The sequence below is a fragment of the Kordiimonas sp. SCSIO 12603 genome (assembly GCF_024398035.1).
Lineage (GTDB): Bacteria > Pseudomonadota > Alphaproteobacteria > Sphingomonadales > Kordiimonadaceae > Kordiimonas.
Genome location: NZ_CP073748.1, coordinates 851,633 through 868,772, shown reverse-complemented (window position 1 = coordinate 868,772; position 17,140 = coordinate 851,633). Strand labels below are relative to the sequence as shown.

The window sequence follows — 17,140 nt, the reverse complement described above, 5'->3', positions numbered from 1 at the left end:
CGGGAATTTACTTATGTTGGGACTTGGCAAGATTGCGAAAAAACTCTTTGGTTCAGCGAATGATAGATATCTCGCTAAACTGCAGCCAAAAGTTGATGCCATCAATGCGCTTGAGCCAGAAATGGAACAATTGTCTGATGATGCGCTGAAAGCCAAAACTCAAGAATTCCGTGACCGCTTAGAAGCCGGTACAAAACTTGACGATCTTCTCATCGAAGCCTTTGCCGTAGTTCGTGAAGCAGCCAAGCGTACACTTGGTCAGCGCCACTATGATGTACAGCTTATCGGCGGTATGGTGCTAAATGACAGCAGCATTGCAGAGATGAAAACAGGTGAAGGTAAAACACTTGTTGCTACGCTCGCCGCTTATCTGAACGCCCTTCCAGGCAACGGCGTACACGTTATTACCGTAAATGATTATCTTGCGGAACGTGATGCGGACACCATGTCTCAGGTATACGGCTTCCTTGGCTTGTCAACTGGCGTGATTATCCCAAACAAATCTGATGATGAACGCCGTGAAGCCTATGCGGCTGATATTACTTACGGTACGAACAATGAATTTGGGTTTGATTACCTGCGTGATAACAGCTCGAAGTACTACCGTTCTGAAATGGTGCAACGCGATTTCGCATTCGCGATTGTCGATGAGGTAGACTCCATCCTTGTAGATGAAGCTCGTACACCGCTGATTATTTCTGGCCCAACGGAAGATAAATCAGAGCTTTATCTGGCTATCAATGAGATCATGAAAGGCCTTGAAGAAGCGGACTATGAAAAAGACGAAAAGTCTAAATCTGTTTCCCTTACAGAAGAAGGTACCGAGCGCCTTGAGAAAGTGCTGGCTGATGCTGGTCTGCTGAAGTCTGAAAATCTTTACGACTATGAAAATACAGCTGTTGTGCACCACATGGACCAGGCTCTTAAAGCCCACACCATGTTTGAGCGCGATACAGACTATATCGTGAACGGCGGCAAGGTTATCATTATTGATGAATTTACGGGCCGCATGATGGATGGTCGCCGCTATTCTGGTGGCCTGCATCAGGCGCTGGAAGCGAAAGAAAATGTAGCAATCCAGCCAGAAAACCAGACACTGGCTTCCATTACATTCCAGAATTATTTCCGCATGTACCCGAAACTCGCAGGTATGACAGGTACAGCGGCAACAGAAGCAGAAGAATTTGGTGATATTTACGGCCTCGGCGTAGTAGAAATTCCAACTAATCTTCCGATCGCTCGCGTTGATGAGCATGATGAATTCTACCGCACAGCTAAAGAAAAGTTTGATGCAATTCTCAAGGATATTGAAGACGCTCAAAAACGCGGTCAGCCAGTTCTTGTTGGTACTGTTTCTATTGAGAAATCAGAAGTTCTTTCCGATTTCCTTAAGAAGAAGAAAATCAAGCACGAAGTACTGAACGCACGCCATCACGAACGTGAAGCTTCCATCGTTGGGCAGGCAGGCCGCTACGGTGCTGTAACCATCGCAACCAACATGGCAGGCCGTGGTACTGATATCCAGCTTGGCGGTAATGCGGATATGCGTATTGCGGATGAAACACAAGGTATTGAAGACGAAGCACAGATCGCGAAGATTGAAGAAAAAATCCGTGCGGAAGTAGCTGAAGAAAAGACAAAGGTTCTTGAAGCTGGTGGCCTTTACATCATTGCGACAGAGCGCCATGAAAGCCGCCGTATTGATAACCAGCTGCGTGGCCGTGCCGGCCGTCAGGGTGATCCTGGCCGCACAAAATTCTTCCTATCCCTCCATGACGACCTGATGCGCATCTTTGGCCCTGAGCGTATGGATAGCATGCTGGTTCGCCTTGGTATTGAAGAAGGTGAAGCGATTATTCACCCATGGATCAATAAAGCGATTGAGAAAGCCCAGCAAAAGGTTGAGGCACGCAACTATGATATCCGTAAGAACCTCGTGAAGTTCGACGATGTGATGAATGACCAGCGTACGGTTATTTATGATCAGCGCCGCGAGATTATGGATTCTGAAGATGTTGCTGAAACACTTACAGATATGCGTGCTGATGTTGTACATCATCTTGTAGAAAAACGCATCCCGCCAAAATCTTATCCTGAACAGTGGGATATGGAAGGCCTACAGGAAGATGTTGTGACAATTCTTGGCTTACAGAATGTATCCGTTCTTGAATGGGCGAAAGAGGAAGGTGTTGATGATGATACACTCATTGAACGCCTTGAAGAAGCCGCTACAGCACAAAACACGGACAAGGTTGAGCGTTACGGCAAGGAAATCTGGTCGAGCATTGAAAAGAGCCTCCTTCTGCAGGTAGTAGATCAGGAATGGAAAGAACACCTTCAGAATCTGGAACACCTTCGCCAAGGTGTTGGCCTACGTGCTTACGGCCAGCGTGATCCGCTGAATGAATATAAAACAGAAGCTTTCAACCTGTTTGAAGGCCTTCTTTACCACACACGGGAAAGTGCCGTGCAACTGCTCGCTCGTGTTGAAATGGCGCCGCAAACAGAAGCACCAGATTTCGCACCACAAGCACCAACTGAAATGCATGAACAACATCTCGATCCAATCACTGGTGAAAATGAGATGGAACAGGCCGGTTTTGGCTTTGATCCAAATGATGCCACCACATGGGAAGGTACTGTACCAAGGAATGCACCTTGCCCTTGCGGTTCAGGTAAAAAATACAAGCACTGCCACGGGGATATGGGAGGCGCACCATTTGCAACTCCAACAGCGGCAGGCACTGCAGGTGCTGCAGCGGCTGCAGGGCCAGATGTTTTCTCTGGCGTTGGCCGTAACGATCCATGCCCATGCGGCTCTGGCAAGAAATTCAAACACTGCCACGGTGCAATATAACACCGTGAAGTTTTCGAGAAAAAGCGGGCTTAAGCCCGCTTTTTTATTGCGTAAAAACTGTCCCACATAAAATGAACGCTTTATGAACATCCGCCTCAGGATTAGGCAACCCTCGTTTGTGCATAGTTGATTCACACAACAGCGAAGGAGTTGGACAATGTTCCTAGAGACAAACATACAAAAGACAGCAGCTATAACAGCCATAGCCCTAACAGGCATTTTAGCCCCAGCGCATGCAAATGACGGCAACGGTAATTACTACAACGAGCGTTATACAGAAGTAGCGCCAACTATCAATCCACATGACCCAGCTTTCAGGCATTCTCATCCTGTTAAGGTATATATCAACCTTGATAGCCGGAAGCGCGGTGCAAAGCGTATCGCCTTTTCTGGACAGACCATCAACAAAGTGCGTTACGGTCTTCCCGACTATGCGATCCTTGTCGATCACCCTAGAGAGGCTGACATGGTTATTCGCACACGCCTACAGGATTACGATTTAAGCTTCCGTGTTATTGATGTGGATAGCAAAGATAAAAAATACAAAAAGAGCCGCCGCTATACAGGTGGCCGGTGTGGAACACACTACAAAGCCTACTACACAAAGGTAAAAGAAAAAGGCGAAGCGTACGCAAACTATAACATCCGTGTTCGTATCGATGGCCAAGCCACATACCGCGACCATGTTCGTATCCGGTCTGCCGAAAACTTCAGCTATGGTAGAGACCTGAGAGCAAGAACAAACTGTGGTGTAAAACCAACAAACCATTATCCGTCTAATGGTGTGGCGGAACTTTTCTATAAATCTGGCCCTGATTATAAAAACCATATGGCCAGAGAAATCAGAGAAGAAGCTGCAAGAGATTTAGGCCGTGAAATTGCTCGGCAAATCCACCGCCATAGCAACGATTATTATGTTGGCTTAGCGAACCGCCTGAGCCACCAGAACCATAACTACAGCTATAACGATGATGATTATAGCTACAACAGAAGAAGCAACAGACGGGTTTATCAATAACCCTATTTCGCTCCTTCGCACTGAATGCCGGCACACTTGTGGCCGGCATTTTTTATATGGCAAACATTACTGAAAGTATTTTGCTCTAACCGCATCGATATACTGCCCGCGAGAGCTTCTCTCCCGTTCATGAGGTGCAAACTCGGCAGATACTGCGTCTAGTGTATCAACAGCTTTCTCAAGTTCAGTAAGCTCTATTTCTGAAAACGTCTCACTGGTCAGCAGATATTTAATCTTTGCAATCATGACTTCCTTTAAAGCAATTTCGCGCGCGGAAGCCGTTTTTGTGCACAAACCGTATGTACCATCAAGATAGTGCTGCCATTCGCTGGCGATAAATACTTCGAAAGCTTCTCCACCAGCCTCACCATCTTTTTTGAAATATTCAGCCATTCCAAAATCAGCAGCCCGGTGTTCCTCAAGTGTCACTTTATAAATACTTCTAAAACGCTCTTTTTCTTCTATCGCCAGTTCATCCCAGGACTTGTTTTTTTCAAGGAGAGCTGCTGCTTTTTCCACATGAGAATAAGGGTAATACCCTTTACTTTCTCTGTGGTTATGTTGCCCGAAAATTGATGAAACCTCATAGGTTTGTTCAAGTCTGTATGCAGCGTGCGGCAAACACCCTGCTTCGATCATTTCAATCAACCGCGCATCAGAAATCCCTGAACGAACCGCAACATCTTCCAGGGTTAAATAATTTGATTTTATATAAAGTGCACTATCCATTTCAAACTCACTTTGTTCACTTTATGTTCTTATCATTTTATAGATAAAAAGCAAGAAAAAAGCGCCTATCAAATGACAGACGCTTAATAAATTTCTTTGCTACTTTAATGACTTATTCAAAGGCATCCTTTATGAAACATTAGATCATGTTCACTAAAATAAAATCATTTATTTTTAATATGTTATGAACATATTCATAATTGAACAGCTCACTATAAGACCTGTTGGTGGCTACTCTTTGACTTGACAGAGAGTAGCCACCAACAGGTTACCCTCCATGCCAATACTAACTACTAGTAACCTAGCCACTAGATCATATTCGTTTTTCAATAACATCGAGAAATGCACCAAACTAACTAGAAATCTTTTTGCCTTTTCATCATCAATAATGTGTTCGTCAATCTGCTGATAGATCATGCTGTTTAGCATTGCAGTTTATCTATTGCCCTTCCAGTTGGAGGAAGTTTTAACTTACCAGCAATAGTGTATTAATTGTCGCGCAGGAAAATTGGAAAATGTCTGTAAATAAAGTTGTCATACTTACCACAATACTTTTTGGTTTATCTTACCTTGACGTTTCTGCGACTGATCTTGAACCAGATTACAAATTAGGGCCTGAGAACAGAAACTCGGTTCTTACTGGTAAAAAAATATACACATCACAATGTGCGGCGTGTCATGGAGTTCAGCTTGAGGGACAACCTAACTGGCGACAAAGAAAACCTAATGGAAAGCTCCCCGCTCCCCCTCACAATGCGTCAGGTCATACCTGGCATCATCCAACTGCAATGTTGTTTGCTATGACGAAGTATGGGCCCGGAGCATTGATCCAAAACCCTGCCTATAAAACAGATATGCCAGCATACAATAATGTTCTGTCTGACGAGGAAATATTGGCGGTGTTATCATATATTAAAAGCCAATGGCCGATTGAAGTGCGTGAACGCCACGATAGAATTGATGAACGCTATAATCAAAATTAGTTATTTATGGAATAGGCCCAAACATTATAAAATTTGGGCCTGACGTCTGCGATGTATTGGTAGTTCTCTATATGAGATTTAAGTCATTAACAGACTGAATGTTATTCAAATTTCCTTCTGTGGGTACCTTCACCATCAACTCCAGAATGGTACAAGGCGTTTCCTCATCATCAGAACATGAATTTGCTACTTCATGTAATCTTTCATAGGCAGTTGTTAATCGCCTAATTTTATCTTCCAGCTGTTTAAGATGAGCAATAGTGAATTCTTTGAATAAGACATTACTGCGCTCTGCTCCATCTAACATTCCAAGCAAATCTTTGCATTGCGCTATGCTAAAACCAAAATCTCTAGCACTTTTGATCAGCATTAAAGTCTGAATATCTTTTTCACGGAAATAACGAAATCCATTGTCACTTCGAAGAGGAGTCACTAATCCTATATCTTCATAATATCGGATAGTTTTCTGGGGTAAGCCAACTCTATCGGCAACTTCCCCAATACGTATAGCGGTAGTCATTCCACATCCTTCATATCAAGATGTGAATACCTAGAAACCTGCTGGTACTATACCGAACTTACTAGATTTGAACAGCCTTTTTAAATTTGACATAAATCAAGCTATCCCAGCTATACTATTGTATAGTACCTCTATGGAGTGAAAAGATTTGGACCTGCTTAAACATATACTGCTTATTTTATTGATTGTCGCAATTTCTGTGGCTTCAAAAGCTATGTATGTTGAGCAAGAACATATATTTAGCTCCTCAGAAGAGGTCGTCTGTACTAGCTCTCCTGACAATATATTTAATTTATTAGATCTTTCATCTTCAGCGGACAGTAAAACAATATTGCCTGAAAGAGTATGTGGACACTTTTCGACAGAACAGGAGCATTTCGCAGGTATTCACCTTTTTGATACTGTTCATATAGTGTCCTTTTTTCTATTTCCTGAAACTATTGCAATTCCAACTCCTGTAACCAAAAAAATGTTGGATAAAATTGTAGAGCCTTGGCTCTATTCGATATTCCCTGAAACTCTCTCACCGCCCCCAAAAACACAGAGCTAAGGCTCTGTGCCCTGTCCTCCTAATCTGTGAATATCTAGAAACCTGAACTCACAAGGCCGGGGCCGACAGCCTTTCAAACAAAACACCTATTTATCATTGTATTTTGTGGAGAAAAGCTATGAAGGCTCTTTCTTACTGGGGTGTTGCTGTGTCTTTAATGACCACCGTAAGCGCTGTAGCACTTACCCCCCCCACCTTTGCGCAAGACGCAAATCCGGAAATTTTGGCGGAAAAGCTAAAGTTACTTGAATTGGAAATTGAGAAGCTAAAACAACAGCTTCAAAAAACCGAACAAAAGGCTGAAAAAGGCGAGAAGATAGCGAAAAAGGCTAATTCTAAAGTTGCTTACTTGGAAGAAAAATCAGAGACAATTCGCCCAAGTAGCTGGCACCTCGCTGGTTACGCTGACGTTGGCATTGAAGTAAGCAACGGCGAAAACTCAGATACCTTCACTAGCGGCAAATTCAATCCAGCCTTTCACTTCCAATATAAGGATCTCATCTTATTTGAGTCTGAGTTGGAAATCAGCACCAGCAATACCGGTGAAACCGAAATTGATGTCGAATATAGCCAATTGGACTTCTTGCTACATGACAATGCTGTTTTAGTAGCAGGTAAATTTCTTAGTCCAGTAGGTCAATTTCAAGAACGTTTACACCCCAGCTGGATCAACAGAGCTGTCAATGCACCTGCAGGTTTCGGCCATGGTGGTATCCAACCACTTAGCGAGGTTGGATTAATGCTTAGAGGCGGGGTCCCTATAGGTAACAAACTCTTCACCTATTCCGTCGCAATTGGCAATGGCCCAAGAACCGGACATGATGGGGTAGAGCTTGAAGGATTTGGCCGAGACGATAACTCAAATAAGGGACTTAGCGGTCGCTTTGCCTTCTTCCCAGTTGATGAATTTGAAATTGGTGCTTCATTTCTTACCGCCAAAGTACTTGAAGAAGACGCCGATGGCGAAAGCTTAATTGCTGCATCGATAGAAGGTGGAAGTGAAGATCCAACGAATTCAACATCACGTCCCTACAACCTCTGGGGCGCCGACTTTGCATATACCCGTGGTAACTGGGATATTCGCGGTGAATACCTCAACGCTAAGTTAGAACGAGATGGACCAAACAACGCTAGTGTTCGGAACCAATCAATGATCTCAAATGGGAAGCATGGTACGCACAAGCTGCTTACCGACTTTCTGGCCTCACCAATTCAACATTTATCGACAAACTGGAACCAGTGGTTCGTTATGGTCGCTTCACTGCAGAAGGCGATCATGAAATGGAAGATGAGCTTAGCGAGAAGAGATTCAATCTGGGACTGAACTATTGGGCAACGCCTTCAGTGGTCGTCAAAACTGGCTTGGAATTCCGAAGTTATCTTGCAGAGCATCGTGAAGATGACACTCGTCTACAGTTACTCATGTCTTATGGCTTTTAAGTGTATAAAGGAGAAACATTATGCGTAAATATGGGCAAACAATATCTTATCTGACAGCAGTCGCTCTGGTTACACTTGTAGGCCTGGGCAGTGCTGGGGCAGCACAAACAAAGGCCAAGCCCAAAAAGCCGGACCCTCAGCAAATCGCAAGAGGTGCAAAGGCCTGGGCAAAAACGTGTGCTCGTTGCCACAATATGCGGAGCGTAAAAGATAACTCCGACGAGGAATGGCATGTAGACGTAACACACATGCGGGTTAGAGCAAATATCCCGGGCAACGTCGCTAGAGATATAGAAGCATTTCTCAGAGCCAGCAATAAGTAGGGAGCAGATTATGTCATTATCGATGATTACCACTTCCATGTTATTGCTCGCCTCAAATACGGCAATCAATATAGAGAAGCCTCTTGATCTTACTAATGGTCAAGAACGATATGAGGAAACTTGTATTGCGTGTCATGGTGAAAAAGGAAAGCCAACGATGCCAGGCATTCCAGATTTCACTTCCAAGAAAAGCCCTTTGAAAAAAACTGACGCTATTCTGTTTCAAAACATAACAGAAGGGCTTGAGCGTCCGGATGCTGACTTAGCGATGCCTCCGCTTGGCGGCAATCCAGAGCTCACTGAAAAGGATGTAAAAGACATTATAGGATATATGAGAAAAACATTTCTCAAAAAGTAACCTCATCTGGCAAGAGCTACGGCTCTTGCCTACCTGTTCTAAAGGTACTCTCAGTTTAATTCTATTGAGAAAAAAGCAGATACCGGAATAACAATAAAGCCATCCACAATTGTGATAGCAACTAAATCGTTGGATTTATAAATAAGTGTACCCGGTGGTTCACCATTTTCACATTCAACAACTTCAGCATGTGTGACACGCCAGTATTTTCCAGCAAAAAAAACGATCACACCAAAATGACCAAATGCCTTTATTTTAGCCTCGATATTTCTTCCGCTGCTGGTCCATTCTATCAATCGTTCCGTTAGATCTGGCACAGCTAACCCTTGCTGAGGTATTTGCGGAACGGCACGTTCATAGTAAGTTGACAAATCACCTAACAATTACTCGACGAGAATCGATGCAGCTAAATACATTTTAATCGACAAACTATTTAACGTTTCTGATGATGATAGAATGATAGGCTGTTGCAGAATAATATCACCGCTATCAAACATACTAGAGAGCTTATGAAGAGTAAGACCTGCCGCATGGGGTATATCTTTTATAAGATACGGAAGAGGTGTCGGCCCTCTTCCTTCAGGCAGAAGGCTGGTATGTAAGTTTACACCATACTTCAACATATCAATAGACGGAATCTTGAACGGATATTCCGCAACAAAAAACATTTCCACGCCTTCGTTTACATAGGCCATCAGCTCTTCTGTAGACGGATGTTTAAAGTGTATGGGAATATTAAATTTCTGGGCCAAACGTTTAATTTGTTCAGAAAAATCATTTTCCATTCCCGTATATATCGCATCAATCGTGTGCCCGCATTGAATAAACACGTTCACACAGGACGATAATAAATCTGTACCAAAATATACGATTCTCAAAACTGAAGCTGTTTCTATATCAGTAAAGTTAGGGCCAGTAGGCCCTAACCAAAAAACTATGTGTTAGATTTAGTGCATCATGACTTTTTTAATGATGTATAATCCATCTGGGCCAGGCTCAATTGAGATCATCAACTCCTGACCTTCTTTGATCAAATCAAGTTTAACTTCTTTTGCCACCCTGAAATCCATCGTCATAGCAGGCCAACCCAACTGTTTAATTGGGCCGTGAGAGACATTAATTTTTCTCTCCGATCTCTTAATTTTATTGACCTTAGCGTGAACCATAGCAGATTGTTTTTGTTGATTTTTCTTGGAATGCGAGTGCCCACCGTCAGCATAAACCACCGGCGAATAGACACCAATAACCGTTGCCATAAGGATCAATTTTAAAAACTTCATAAGTAAATCCTTTCATAAAACCTAGAGTTAGTTTCTGTGTGGCCGTGATGACCAATGGGCATGCACGATTTTCCAACTGCTATCAGACCTGAAGAGCACTAACGTCTCAGTGCTATCAAATTGCTTCTGTTCACCTTTAACTGAGAAGCTCAACAAGGAACGGGTTGCAACGGATGCGATCGCCCCATGCTCAGTAATTTCCTGAGAAAGAACAGTGCGTCTGGCTGCTTTAAGCATTGCCATTTCTGGTTTAAGATGGTCATTTAAATAAACATCAAGTGAAGGTTCTTTTGCGCCATTTTCAAAGATGATGGCTTGTCTATCAAAGGCATTTGAAACTTCCAGAAAACGATCACTGTGTAGTGCCGTTTGAAACTGAACAACAAACTCTTTCACTGAATCTGAGCTACTCGTGCTATTCATCCCTGAAGATGTATCTTTTAAAGTTTCATTGTTAGACGGAAAGAACGGTGTTCCTCCATAGAACAATCCAAACCCTTCGATACTGGCGACGATGACCAAAGCACCAACGAAGAAAGAACTGGCTGCTTGTTGCACACTCACTTTTTTTCCGTGAGGAAATAAGAATGCAAAGACAACAGCTGCAACAAGTGCAAATGTTGCTGTTCCAATATACGAGGAAATTTGTGCGTGGGTATTACTCACGTCTTGCAGTTCACTTGGGCCTATAAGCCAAAAACATGCTCCTGATATACCAGCCAAAACACCTGCCCAGAGAAGCCATTTTGCGACACCACCCATTTGTTCGCTGTGTTTTTTCCTAAGGTAATCAACCATAAAAAACACAGTAGATGTAATGATAAGGATAGCCGCAATATGCGCTAAAAGAGCATGTAACTTCCAAAACAACAGATTAGTCATTGCTGCCCCCTATTTCTGATTTATTGCTTGAGTTTCGACAACAGTTTCCCGAGACTTCCACAATAAATAGGCAGCAGGAATAACCAGCAGCGTTAGTATTGTAGCGCTAATCATGCCACCAACCATTGGTGCCGCAATCCGCCGCATCACCTCGGAGCCAGTGCCTGTACCCAACATAATTGGCAGCAAACCTGCGATGATAACAGCAACCGTCATCATGATTGGCCTAACTCTGAGAAGTGCACCATCAACAACAGCCTTAGCCAGATCAGATCTGGTTAGCTCTCGACCTTCTTTTTCAACTGTTTTTTGAACGCGCTCCCAGGCCTGATTGAGATAGACGATCATCAGCACACCAATTTCAACGGCAACACCGGCCAATGCGATAAAGCCTACGCCAACAGCAACTGATAGATTGTAATCAAGCCAATATAAGAGCCAGATACCGCCTACGAGCGATAGAGGTAATGTACCCATAATGATGAGAACAGATGTCAGATTTTTGAAGTTGATAAACAACAAAAGTAAGATGATAATCAGTGTAACAGGAACCACTACACTCAGCTTTTCTTTTGCCCTTTCCATATATTCATATTGGCCGGACCATGCGATTGAATAACCAGCGGGAAGTTCAATGTTATTTTCAACAACTTCTTTCGCTTTTTTTACATAACTGCCGATGTCAACGCCGGAAATATCTACATAAATCCAACCGTTCAAACGAGCATTCTCGCTACGAATAACACCTGGGCCACCACTAACGGTAATATCTGCAACTTGGCCAAGCGGAATATGTCCCCCCATTGGTGTGACAATAGGGAGAGACCTTAAACGATCAAGAGAATCTCTGTAATCGCGAGGATAGCGCAAATTGACGGGGTAGCGCTCAAGACCTTCAACGCTTTCAGTAACTGACATACCGCCAATTGCTGTGCGAATGACATCTTGAACATCTGCTATATTCAGCCCATATCGTGCGGCTTTCACTCTATCAATATCGGTATTGATATAGCGCCCGCCAGTTACCCGCTCTGCATAAACCGAAGCAGTGCCAGGTACATCTTTCATAACAGCTTCAATGTCCTGACCGATTTGACTGATAACTTCTAGATCAGGACCGGCTACCTTGATGCCAACTGGTGTTTTAATTCCAGTTGCTAGCATATCAATGCGGTTTTTGATTGGCATGATCCAAACGTTGGTTAAGCTAGGAACACTGACCAATTGGTTGAGCTCAGCCTTCAATTTCTCTGTGGTCATTCCTTTACGCCACTCGCTGCGCGGCTTAAGCTTAATTGTCGTCTCAATCATCGTGAGAGGAGCAGGGTCTGTAGCACTTTCAGCTCTGCCTGCTTTTCCGTAGACAACCTCCACTTCAGGAATAGTCTTAATCAGTTTATTGGTTTGTTGGACAATCTGCGCCGCTTTACCAGCAGAGATAGCGGGATAGGCACTCGGCATATACAGCAAATCGCCCTCATCTAGATCCGGCATAAACTCGCCACCAATCTTGCTGAGAGGATAATATGCACTTGCCATGATCAACAACGTAATCACGACCATCATTTTAGGGTATTTCAGCACAGCGCCAATGAACGGCTTATAGATTGCCATTAACCCTTGGTTGATAGGGTTTTTGTGCTCTGGAACGATTTTACCCCGGATAAAATACCCCATTAAAACGGGAACAATAGTAATAGAGAGAGCTGAAGCTGCCGCCATTGCATATGTTTTGGTGAATGCTAGAGGATGGAATAACCTTCCTTCCTGCGCTTCCAATGCAAAAATCGGCACAAAACTTAGCGTAATAATCAGTAGAGAGAAAAATAGTGGCGGCCCTACTTCTACAGCAGCCTTTGAGACAACCTCCCATCTATTTTCAGATGTTATCTCCTCTTCTTCCATATGTTTATGGAAGTTTTCAATCATAACAATTGTTGCATCTACCATTGCCCCGATAGCAATAGCTATACCGCCAAGAGACATAATGTTGGCATTAACACCTTGACTATTCATAACAATAATTGCGGCCAAAATACCTACTGGCAGGCTTAACACCACAACAAGAGATGACCTTAAGTGGAAAAGGAAAACTGCACATACTAAAGCAACAACAAGAAACTCTTCGATCAGCTTTTCATTCAGCGTTTCAACAGCGCGATTTATAAGTGAAGAACGGTCATAGGTTTCAACGATTTCAACACCCTCTGGTAGACTCTTCTTTAAAGTTTCTAACTTTTCTTTCACCAAATCAATTGTTGAGAGCGCATTTTCACCCCAACGCATGATGATCACACCACCGACGGCTTCGCCTTCACCATTGAGTTCTCCAATACCTCTGCGAAGCTCTGGCCCCATACGAATTTCAGCAATATCTTTTAATAGGACGGGGGTACCATTGGGTGACAAACTGATAGGGATTGCTTCAAGATCAGCAATTTCATCAATGTAGCCTGAAGCTCTAACCATATATTCTGCTTCGGCCATCTCAATAACACGACCACCAGTTTCCTGATTGCCCATCTTGATCGCCATTTTTACCTTATTGAGGGGAATGTCGTAGGCACGTAGTCTCGCAGGGTTCACCACAACCTGATACTGCTTAACCATGCCTCCAATCGTAGCAACTTCGGAGACACCCTCTACCGTTTGTAGCTCATACTTCAGAAACCAATCCTGAATACTACGCAACTGGGCTAGATCATGCTTGCCACTCCTGTCGATAAGAGCATATTGATAGACCCAACCAACCCCTGTTGCGTCAGGTCCCAGTGCTGATCGTGCTCCAGCTGGGAGAGTTGGCGCTACTTGGCTTAGATACTCCAGTACCCGCGATCTTGCCCAGTATAGATCTGTACCGTCTTCAAAGATGATATATACATACGAGTCATTGAAGAACGAATACCCCCGAACCGTCATCGCCCCAGGTACAGAGAGCATTGCCGTGGTTAAAGGATAAGTTACTTGATCTTCTACAACTTGCGGAGCTTGCCCAGGGTACGTTGTCTTAATAATTACCTGTACATCCGACAGATCAGGTATTGCATCCAAAGGGGTCTTGGAAAGCGAATAAGCCCCCCACCCAGTAAACAATAGGGTCAATATCACAACCAGAAAACGGTTGGAAATTGACCATTTAATAATATTAGCAATCATTTCCGTCTCCGTTTCCTACATTTTCGATGCGCTAGTGATTTCAAACATGCCTTCTGAATTCTTTCGAAGTTCAAAGTGCATCATGTCACCAACGCTGAATTGGGAGAGATCCACAGAATTGGAAACCGTGAAGTCCATGGTCATTTCTGGCCACCCCAAAGAGGTAATTGGTTGATGTGTAAGGTTAACGGTATGTTTGCCGGTAATAGAATTTACTGTACCCATGCCGTGATGGGTTTCCATTTCCATCTCATGGGCTAAATTATCCTCAGATTCTGTCCCAGCATCTAGAAGGCGGAGGAATGAGCTATTAATACTCGCTTCGGAGTCAATAAGGAACTGACCCGAGGTAACGACAGTTTCGCCACTTTGCAGACCAGCTTTAATCTCCAGTCTATCGCCAGATTCTCGACCAACTAAAACTTCAGCCGGACGAAATTTATTGTCTTCGACAGCGATAATCACTCTGTCATTTTTACCTGTTCTGATCAAAGCTTCACGAGGAATAGTTAAGACATTCTCAAGTGGTTCGGCTTCTATTCGGATTTCACCATACATGTTAGGTTTCAATCGACCTGCAGAATTTTCAAATGCAAGTCTCACCTGAACTGTTCGGCTTTTGGGGTCTACCAAGGGGTAAACATAGTCAACTGCCCCCTGCCAGTTTTCTCCAGGAAGGAATGGCAATATCATCTGGACATCTTGGCCTTCCTTAATCCAATCTGATTGTCCTTCAAAGACATCGACTTTCACCCAAACACTGGACAAGTCTGAAAGCGAAAACACCGTTTTACCTGGTGTAACATGCATACCTTCTCCGATATTAAGAGCTAGTATGACGCCGTCCTGTGGTGCTCTGACTTCTATCAGCTGCTTGACTTTACCTGTCTGTTCCAACTGGGAAATTTGACCTTCTTCCATCCCCAGTGCTCTCAAACGTTCTTTCGCCGCAACCTTTAACGCACTTTGCTTTAGCTTAATCGCCTGAACAAACTCAGTTTGAGCATTAACTAATTCTGGAGAATACAACTCGAAAATTAGTTCATCCTTTTGTACCCATTCGCCTACGGCCTTGCGGTACAATTTTTCAACCCAGCCCGCTGAACGTACATGGACATGTGAACTTAAATCTTCATTTGGTGTAATATAGCCAACGGTATCAACTTCTCGGGCTAAATCTTCTAGGCCGATTTTTTCAGTACGAACACCGATGTTGTTGATTACAGCAGCACTAATCTTGAGTGCATTTGGGTCATCTGCCCCAGCTTCCTCACCCTCATATACAGGTATGAGATCCATACCCATTGGGGATTTACCAGGATTGTCACTGCGGAAATTTTTATCCATGGGTGCCACCCAATATAAAATTTCCTTTTCCTTCGAATTCGAAGGACCAGACTGCTCAGTGTCGCCAAACATATCGCGCCCAATAAAACCAAGGCCTAGCCCTACACTAAGTGCAATTGTAGATGTCAGAAGAATTTTACGCATCATTTTCACCTTCTAAAAACAGGAGTTGTGCCTGAGCTTTAAATCGATCAGCCTTAAGGCGAATTATTTTGAGTTCGGTGTCTAGTTCTGCCAATCTCGAACGAACAAGTTCAGGAAAGTCTGTCACACCACTTTGATAGGAATTTAGGCTTGCTTCTCGTGTATCTTTGGCACGTACAAGGACCACAGACTGATAGAGTTTTATCCTTTCGTCCAATTGTTCCCAGTCTGCGCGGGCCACCTGCAATTGCTTACGCAACTCCAAAAGCACCGTATCTTTTGAAAGACGATTGGCTTGACGGGCTTTTTTAGCGGCTTGAACTCTTTTATCTTGTCTTTTTTCAGTGAATAAAGGGAGATCCATAGTAACTCCGACAGAGGCAAAATCCGTTCTATCGCCTCCTCGGGCCCCATATCCAGCATTGATGGTCCAACCTGGCTTGTATGATTCCCCTGCGATCGAAACATCCTTGTCTGCCGCTTCAATCATCGCGCTTCGCAGTTTTGCAGCAGGATGGCTAATTAATGTTTCAAGGACAGCAGTCGGGTTGCTTGGATGCCTCAACCCAGGAGGGGACGATGGGATTTGCGCACTGAATGCTTTGTTTCCAATTCTACGGGCCAACTTAGCGCGCAACATAGCGGTCTGTCGTTCAATGTTGACAAGACGGTCGTCTAGAATGCTGATCTCCAGTTCAGCTCTAAGGATATCTTGAGAAGTTTGCCTGCCGGAAGAGAATACCGATTGTATTACAGTTAGTAGTTCTTTTACTGCGGTACGGCTTTCCTGAATCTTTGATTTTGCTCCACTGAGATAACTCAGTTCTAGCCAAATCATACGAGTATCCAGGACTACTTCACGTTCACGAAGTGCTTGCTTATGCCTTTCACCTTTTGCCTGAGCATTGCGTTTTTCACGACGAAATTTGAGAGTATTCCCTTTTGGAAAGGACTGACTTACCCCAACTTGAATTTGGGTCATAGGCTCCTGAGAATAGCTAAAACTATCCAAAGGCCAGTTTGCAAAGTTTAGCCGCACTTTAGGGTCCGCTAACTGGCTATCTGCGATACCAGCCTGTTCGTATGAAGAAGCCATTTCTTCCGGTTGCCGGAGGTAAGGGTCATCAGAAGTCAGGGCCAGCCTAACAGCCTCATCGATCGTGAGTACAATATTGATTTCATTTTGTATCTGATGTTGCGCTTCTTCATATGCGAAAACATCCGATGTAACGACGCTTGGCAGGGTCGCTAATAAGACGGCTAACGAAGCCGACGACGGTTTTATCATTACTATGTCCTTGGGTATATTGGGTATATACGACTGACGCAAACGAGATGCGTTTCAGCAATCGGTTATCCAACTCGGAAAACTGACTAGGACAGGAAACGTGGAGGCGGTGTATTCAGACTGTTAGCTGCTGAACGGGCAAAATCAGTGGAGGGGAGTGAGGAATCTCGCAGATTAAACTCTGAGCATAAGTCGATCTTATTATACGGCATAATACCAAGAGCACTTAAATTGATGCAGCAAGAAATCTCACAAGGCGTTTGAA

The 17,140-nt window shown here is 43.8% G+C and carries 16 protein-coding genes; 7 read left to right on the top strand and 9 right to left on the bottom strand.

The features are described from left to right. The first annotated feature begins 13 nt into the window (after positions 1–13). Positions 14–2,857, top strand: coding sequence for a preprotein translocase subunit SecA (gene secA / locus KFE96_RS03975; protein ID WP_255834713.1), 2,844 nt, complete (start codon positions 14–16; stop codon positions 2,855–2,857). A gap of 157 nt (positions 2,858–3,014) precedes the next feature. Beyond that, positions 3,015–3,875, top strand: a complete 861-nt coding sequence (locus tag KFE96_RS03970) for a hypothetical protein (protein ID WP_255834712.1) — start codon at positions 3,015–3,017, stop codon at positions 3,873–3,875. A 66-nt stretch (positions 3,876–3,941) separates the two neighbouring features. On the opposite strand, the gene KFE96_RS03965 is transcribed toward KFE96_RS03970, so the two are convergent. Next, positions 3,942–4,604: a DUF6058 family natural product biosynthesis protein gene (locus KFE96_RS03965; RefSeq protein WP_255834711.1), complete on the bottom strand. Its 663-nt coding sequence runs from the start codon at positions 4,602–4,604 to the stop codon at positions 3,942–3,944. Positions 4,605–5,119: 515 nt separating this feature from the next. On the opposite strand from KFE96_RS03965, the gene KFE96_RS03960 reads away from it, so the two are divergent. After that, on the top strand, positions 5,120–5,587 hold the full coding sequence (locus tag KFE96_RS03960) for a cytochrome c (protein WP_255834710.1): 468 nt from the start codon (positions 5,120–5,122) through the stop codon (positions 5,585–5,587). A 67-nt stretch (positions 5,588–5,654) separates the two neighbouring features. On the opposite strand, the gene KFE96_RS03955 is transcribed toward KFE96_RS03960, so the two are convergent. Beyond that, the gene (locus tag KFE96_RS03955) at positions 5,655–6,107 is read right to left on the bottom strand and encodes a MerR family transcriptional regulator (protein ID WP_255834709.1); all 453 of its coding nucleotides are present in this window, start codon (positions 6,105–6,107) and stop codon (positions 5,655–5,657) included. A 148-nt stretch (positions 6,108–6,255) separates the two neighbouring features. On the opposite strand from KFE96_RS03955, the gene KFE96_RS03950 reads away from it, so the two are divergent. The 4 genes from KFE96_RS03950 to KFE96_RS03935 all read left to right on the top strand — a co-directional run bounded on the left by KFE96_RS03950 (position 6,256) and on the right by KFE96_RS03935 (position 8,778). Further along, a complete protein-coding gene (locus tag KFE96_RS03950; RefSeq protein ID WP_255834708.1) occupies positions 6,256–6,657 on the top strand; it encodes a hypothetical protein in 402 nt (133 codons plus the stop codon). A gap of 118 nt (positions 6,658–6,775) precedes the next feature. Beyond that, complete coding sequence (locus tag KFE96_RS03945; RefSeq protein ID WP_255834707.1) at positions 6,776–7,981, top strand: hypothetical protein; 1,206 nt, start codon at positions 6,776–6,778, stop codon at positions 7,979–7,981. Positions 7,982–8,117: 136 nt separating this feature from the next. Further along, a complete protein-coding gene (locus KFE96_RS03940) occupies positions 8,118–8,420 on the top strand; it encodes a hypothetical protein (RefSeq protein WP_255834706.1) in 303 nt (100 codons plus the stop codon). Positions 8,421–8,430: 10 nt separating this feature from the next. Next, positions 8,431–8,778 (top strand): cytochrome c5 family protein, encoded by a 348-nt coding sequence (locus KFE96_RS03935; RefSeq protein WP_255834705.1) that lies wholly within the window; start codon positions 8,431–8,433, stop codon positions 8,776–8,778. A 50-nt stretch (positions 8,779–8,828) separates the two neighbouring features. On the opposite strand, the gene KFE96_RS03930 is transcribed toward KFE96_RS03935, so the two are convergent. From KFE96_RS03930 to KFE96_RS03900, 7 genes are all read right to left on the bottom strand, one after another. Further along, the gene (locus KFE96_RS03930; protein WP_255834704.1) at positions 8,829–9,095 is read right to left on the bottom strand and encodes a hypothetical protein; all 267 of its coding nucleotides are present in this window, start codon (positions 9,093–9,095) and stop codon (positions 8,829–8,831) included. Between the two features lie 66 nt (positions 9,096–9,161). Beyond that, positions 9,162–9,563 carry a formyltransferase family protein gene (locus KFE96_RS03925; RefSeq protein WP_255834703.1) on the bottom strand — a complete coding sequence of 134 codons (402 nt, stop codon included), beginning with the start codon at positions 9,561–9,563 and terminating at the stop codon, positions 9,162–9,164. Between the two features lie 162 nt (positions 9,564–9,725). After that, positions 9,726–10,058: a copper-binding protein gene (locus KFE96_RS03920; protein WP_255834702.1), complete on the bottom strand. Its 333-nt coding sequence runs from the start codon at positions 10,056–10,058 to the stop codon at positions 9,726–9,728. A gap of 27 nt (positions 10,059–10,085) precedes the next feature. Continuing rightward, positions 10,086–10,940, bottom strand: a complete 855-nt coding sequence (locus KFE96_RS03915; RefSeq protein ID WP_255834701.1) for a nuclear transport factor 2 family protein — start codon at positions 10,938–10,940, stop codon at positions 10,086–10,088. Positions 10,941–10,949: 9 nt separating this feature from the next. Beyond that, a complete protein-coding gene (locus KFE96_RS03910; RefSeq protein WP_255834700.1) occupies positions 10,950–14,096 on the bottom strand; it encodes an efflux RND transporter permease subunit in 3,147 nt (1,048 codons plus the stop codon). Positions 14,097–14,111: 15 nt separating this feature from the next. Continuing rightward, positions 14,112–15,590: an efflux RND transporter periplasmic adaptor subunit gene (locus KFE96_RS03905; RefSeq protein ID WP_255834699.1), complete on the bottom strand. Its 1,479-nt coding sequence runs from the start codon at positions 15,588–15,590 to the stop codon at positions 14,112–14,114. Then, complete coding sequence (locus tag KFE96_RS03900) at positions 15,580–16,875, bottom strand: TolC family protein (protein WP_255834698.1); 1,296 nt, start codon at positions 16,873–16,875, stop codon at positions 15,580–15,582. Before KFE96_RS03900 ends, KFE96_RS03905 begins: the two co-directional genes overlap by 11 nt. Positions 16,876–17,140: the final 265 nt, after the last annotated feature.

Bases quoted from the DNA above. Each gene is read 5' to 3' on its own strand.
- KFE96_RS03960 (WP_255834710.1), top strand. From the start codon at position 5,120: ATGTCTGTAAATAAAGTTGTCATACTTACCACAATACTTTTTGGTTTA.
- KFE96_RS03940 (WP_255834706.1), top strand. From the start codon at position 8,118: ATGCGTAAATATGGGCAAACAATATCTTATCTGACAGCAGTCGCTCTG.
- KFE96_RS03970 (WP_255834712.1), top strand. From the start codon at position 3,015: ATGTTCCTAGAGACAAACATACAAAAGACAGCAGCTATAACAGCCATA.
- KFE96_RS03915 (WP_255834701.1), bottom strand. From the start codon at position 10,940: ATGACTAATCTGTTGTTTTGGAAGTTACATGCTCTTTTAGCGCATATT.
- KFE96_RS03955 (WP_255834709.1), bottom strand. From the start codon at position 6,107: ATGACTACCGCTATACGTATTGGGGAAGTTGCCGATAGAGTTGGCTTA.
- KFE96_RS03905 (WP_255834699.1), bottom strand. From the start codon at position 15,590: ATGATGCGTAAAATTCTTCTGACATCTACAATTGCACTTAGTGTAGGG.
- KFE96_RS03900 (WP_255834698.1), bottom strand. From the start codon at position 16,875: ATGATAAAACCGTCGTCGGCTTCGTTAGCCGTCTTATTAGCGACCCTG.
- KFE96_RS03965 (WP_255834711.1), bottom strand. From the start codon at position 4,604: ATGGATAGTGCACTTTATATAAAATCAAATTATTTAACCCTGGAAGAT.
- KFE96_RS03935 (WP_255834705.1), top strand. From the start codon at position 8,431: ATGTCATTATCGATGATTACCACTTCCATGTTATTGCTCGCCTCAAAT.
- KFE96_RS03945 (WP_255834707.1), top strand. From the start codon at position 6,776: ATGAAGGCTCTTTCTTACTGGGGTGTTGCTGTGTCTTTAATGACCACC.
- KFE96_RS03920 (WP_255834702.1), bottom strand. From the start codon at position 10,058: ATGAAGTTTTTAAAATTGATCCTTATGGCAACGGTTATTGGTGTCTAT.
- KFE96_RS03925 (WP_255834703.1), bottom strand. From the start codon at position 9,563: ATGGAAAATGATTTTTCTGAACAAATTAAACGTTTGGCCCAGAAATTT.
- secA (WP_255834713.1), top strand. From the start codon at position 14: ATGTTGGGACTTGGCAAGATTGCGAAAAAACTCTTTGGTTCAGCGAAT.
- KFE96_RS03910 (WP_255834700.1), bottom strand. From the start codon at position 14,096: ATGATTGCTAATATTATTAAATGGTCAATTTCCAACCGTTTTCTGGTT.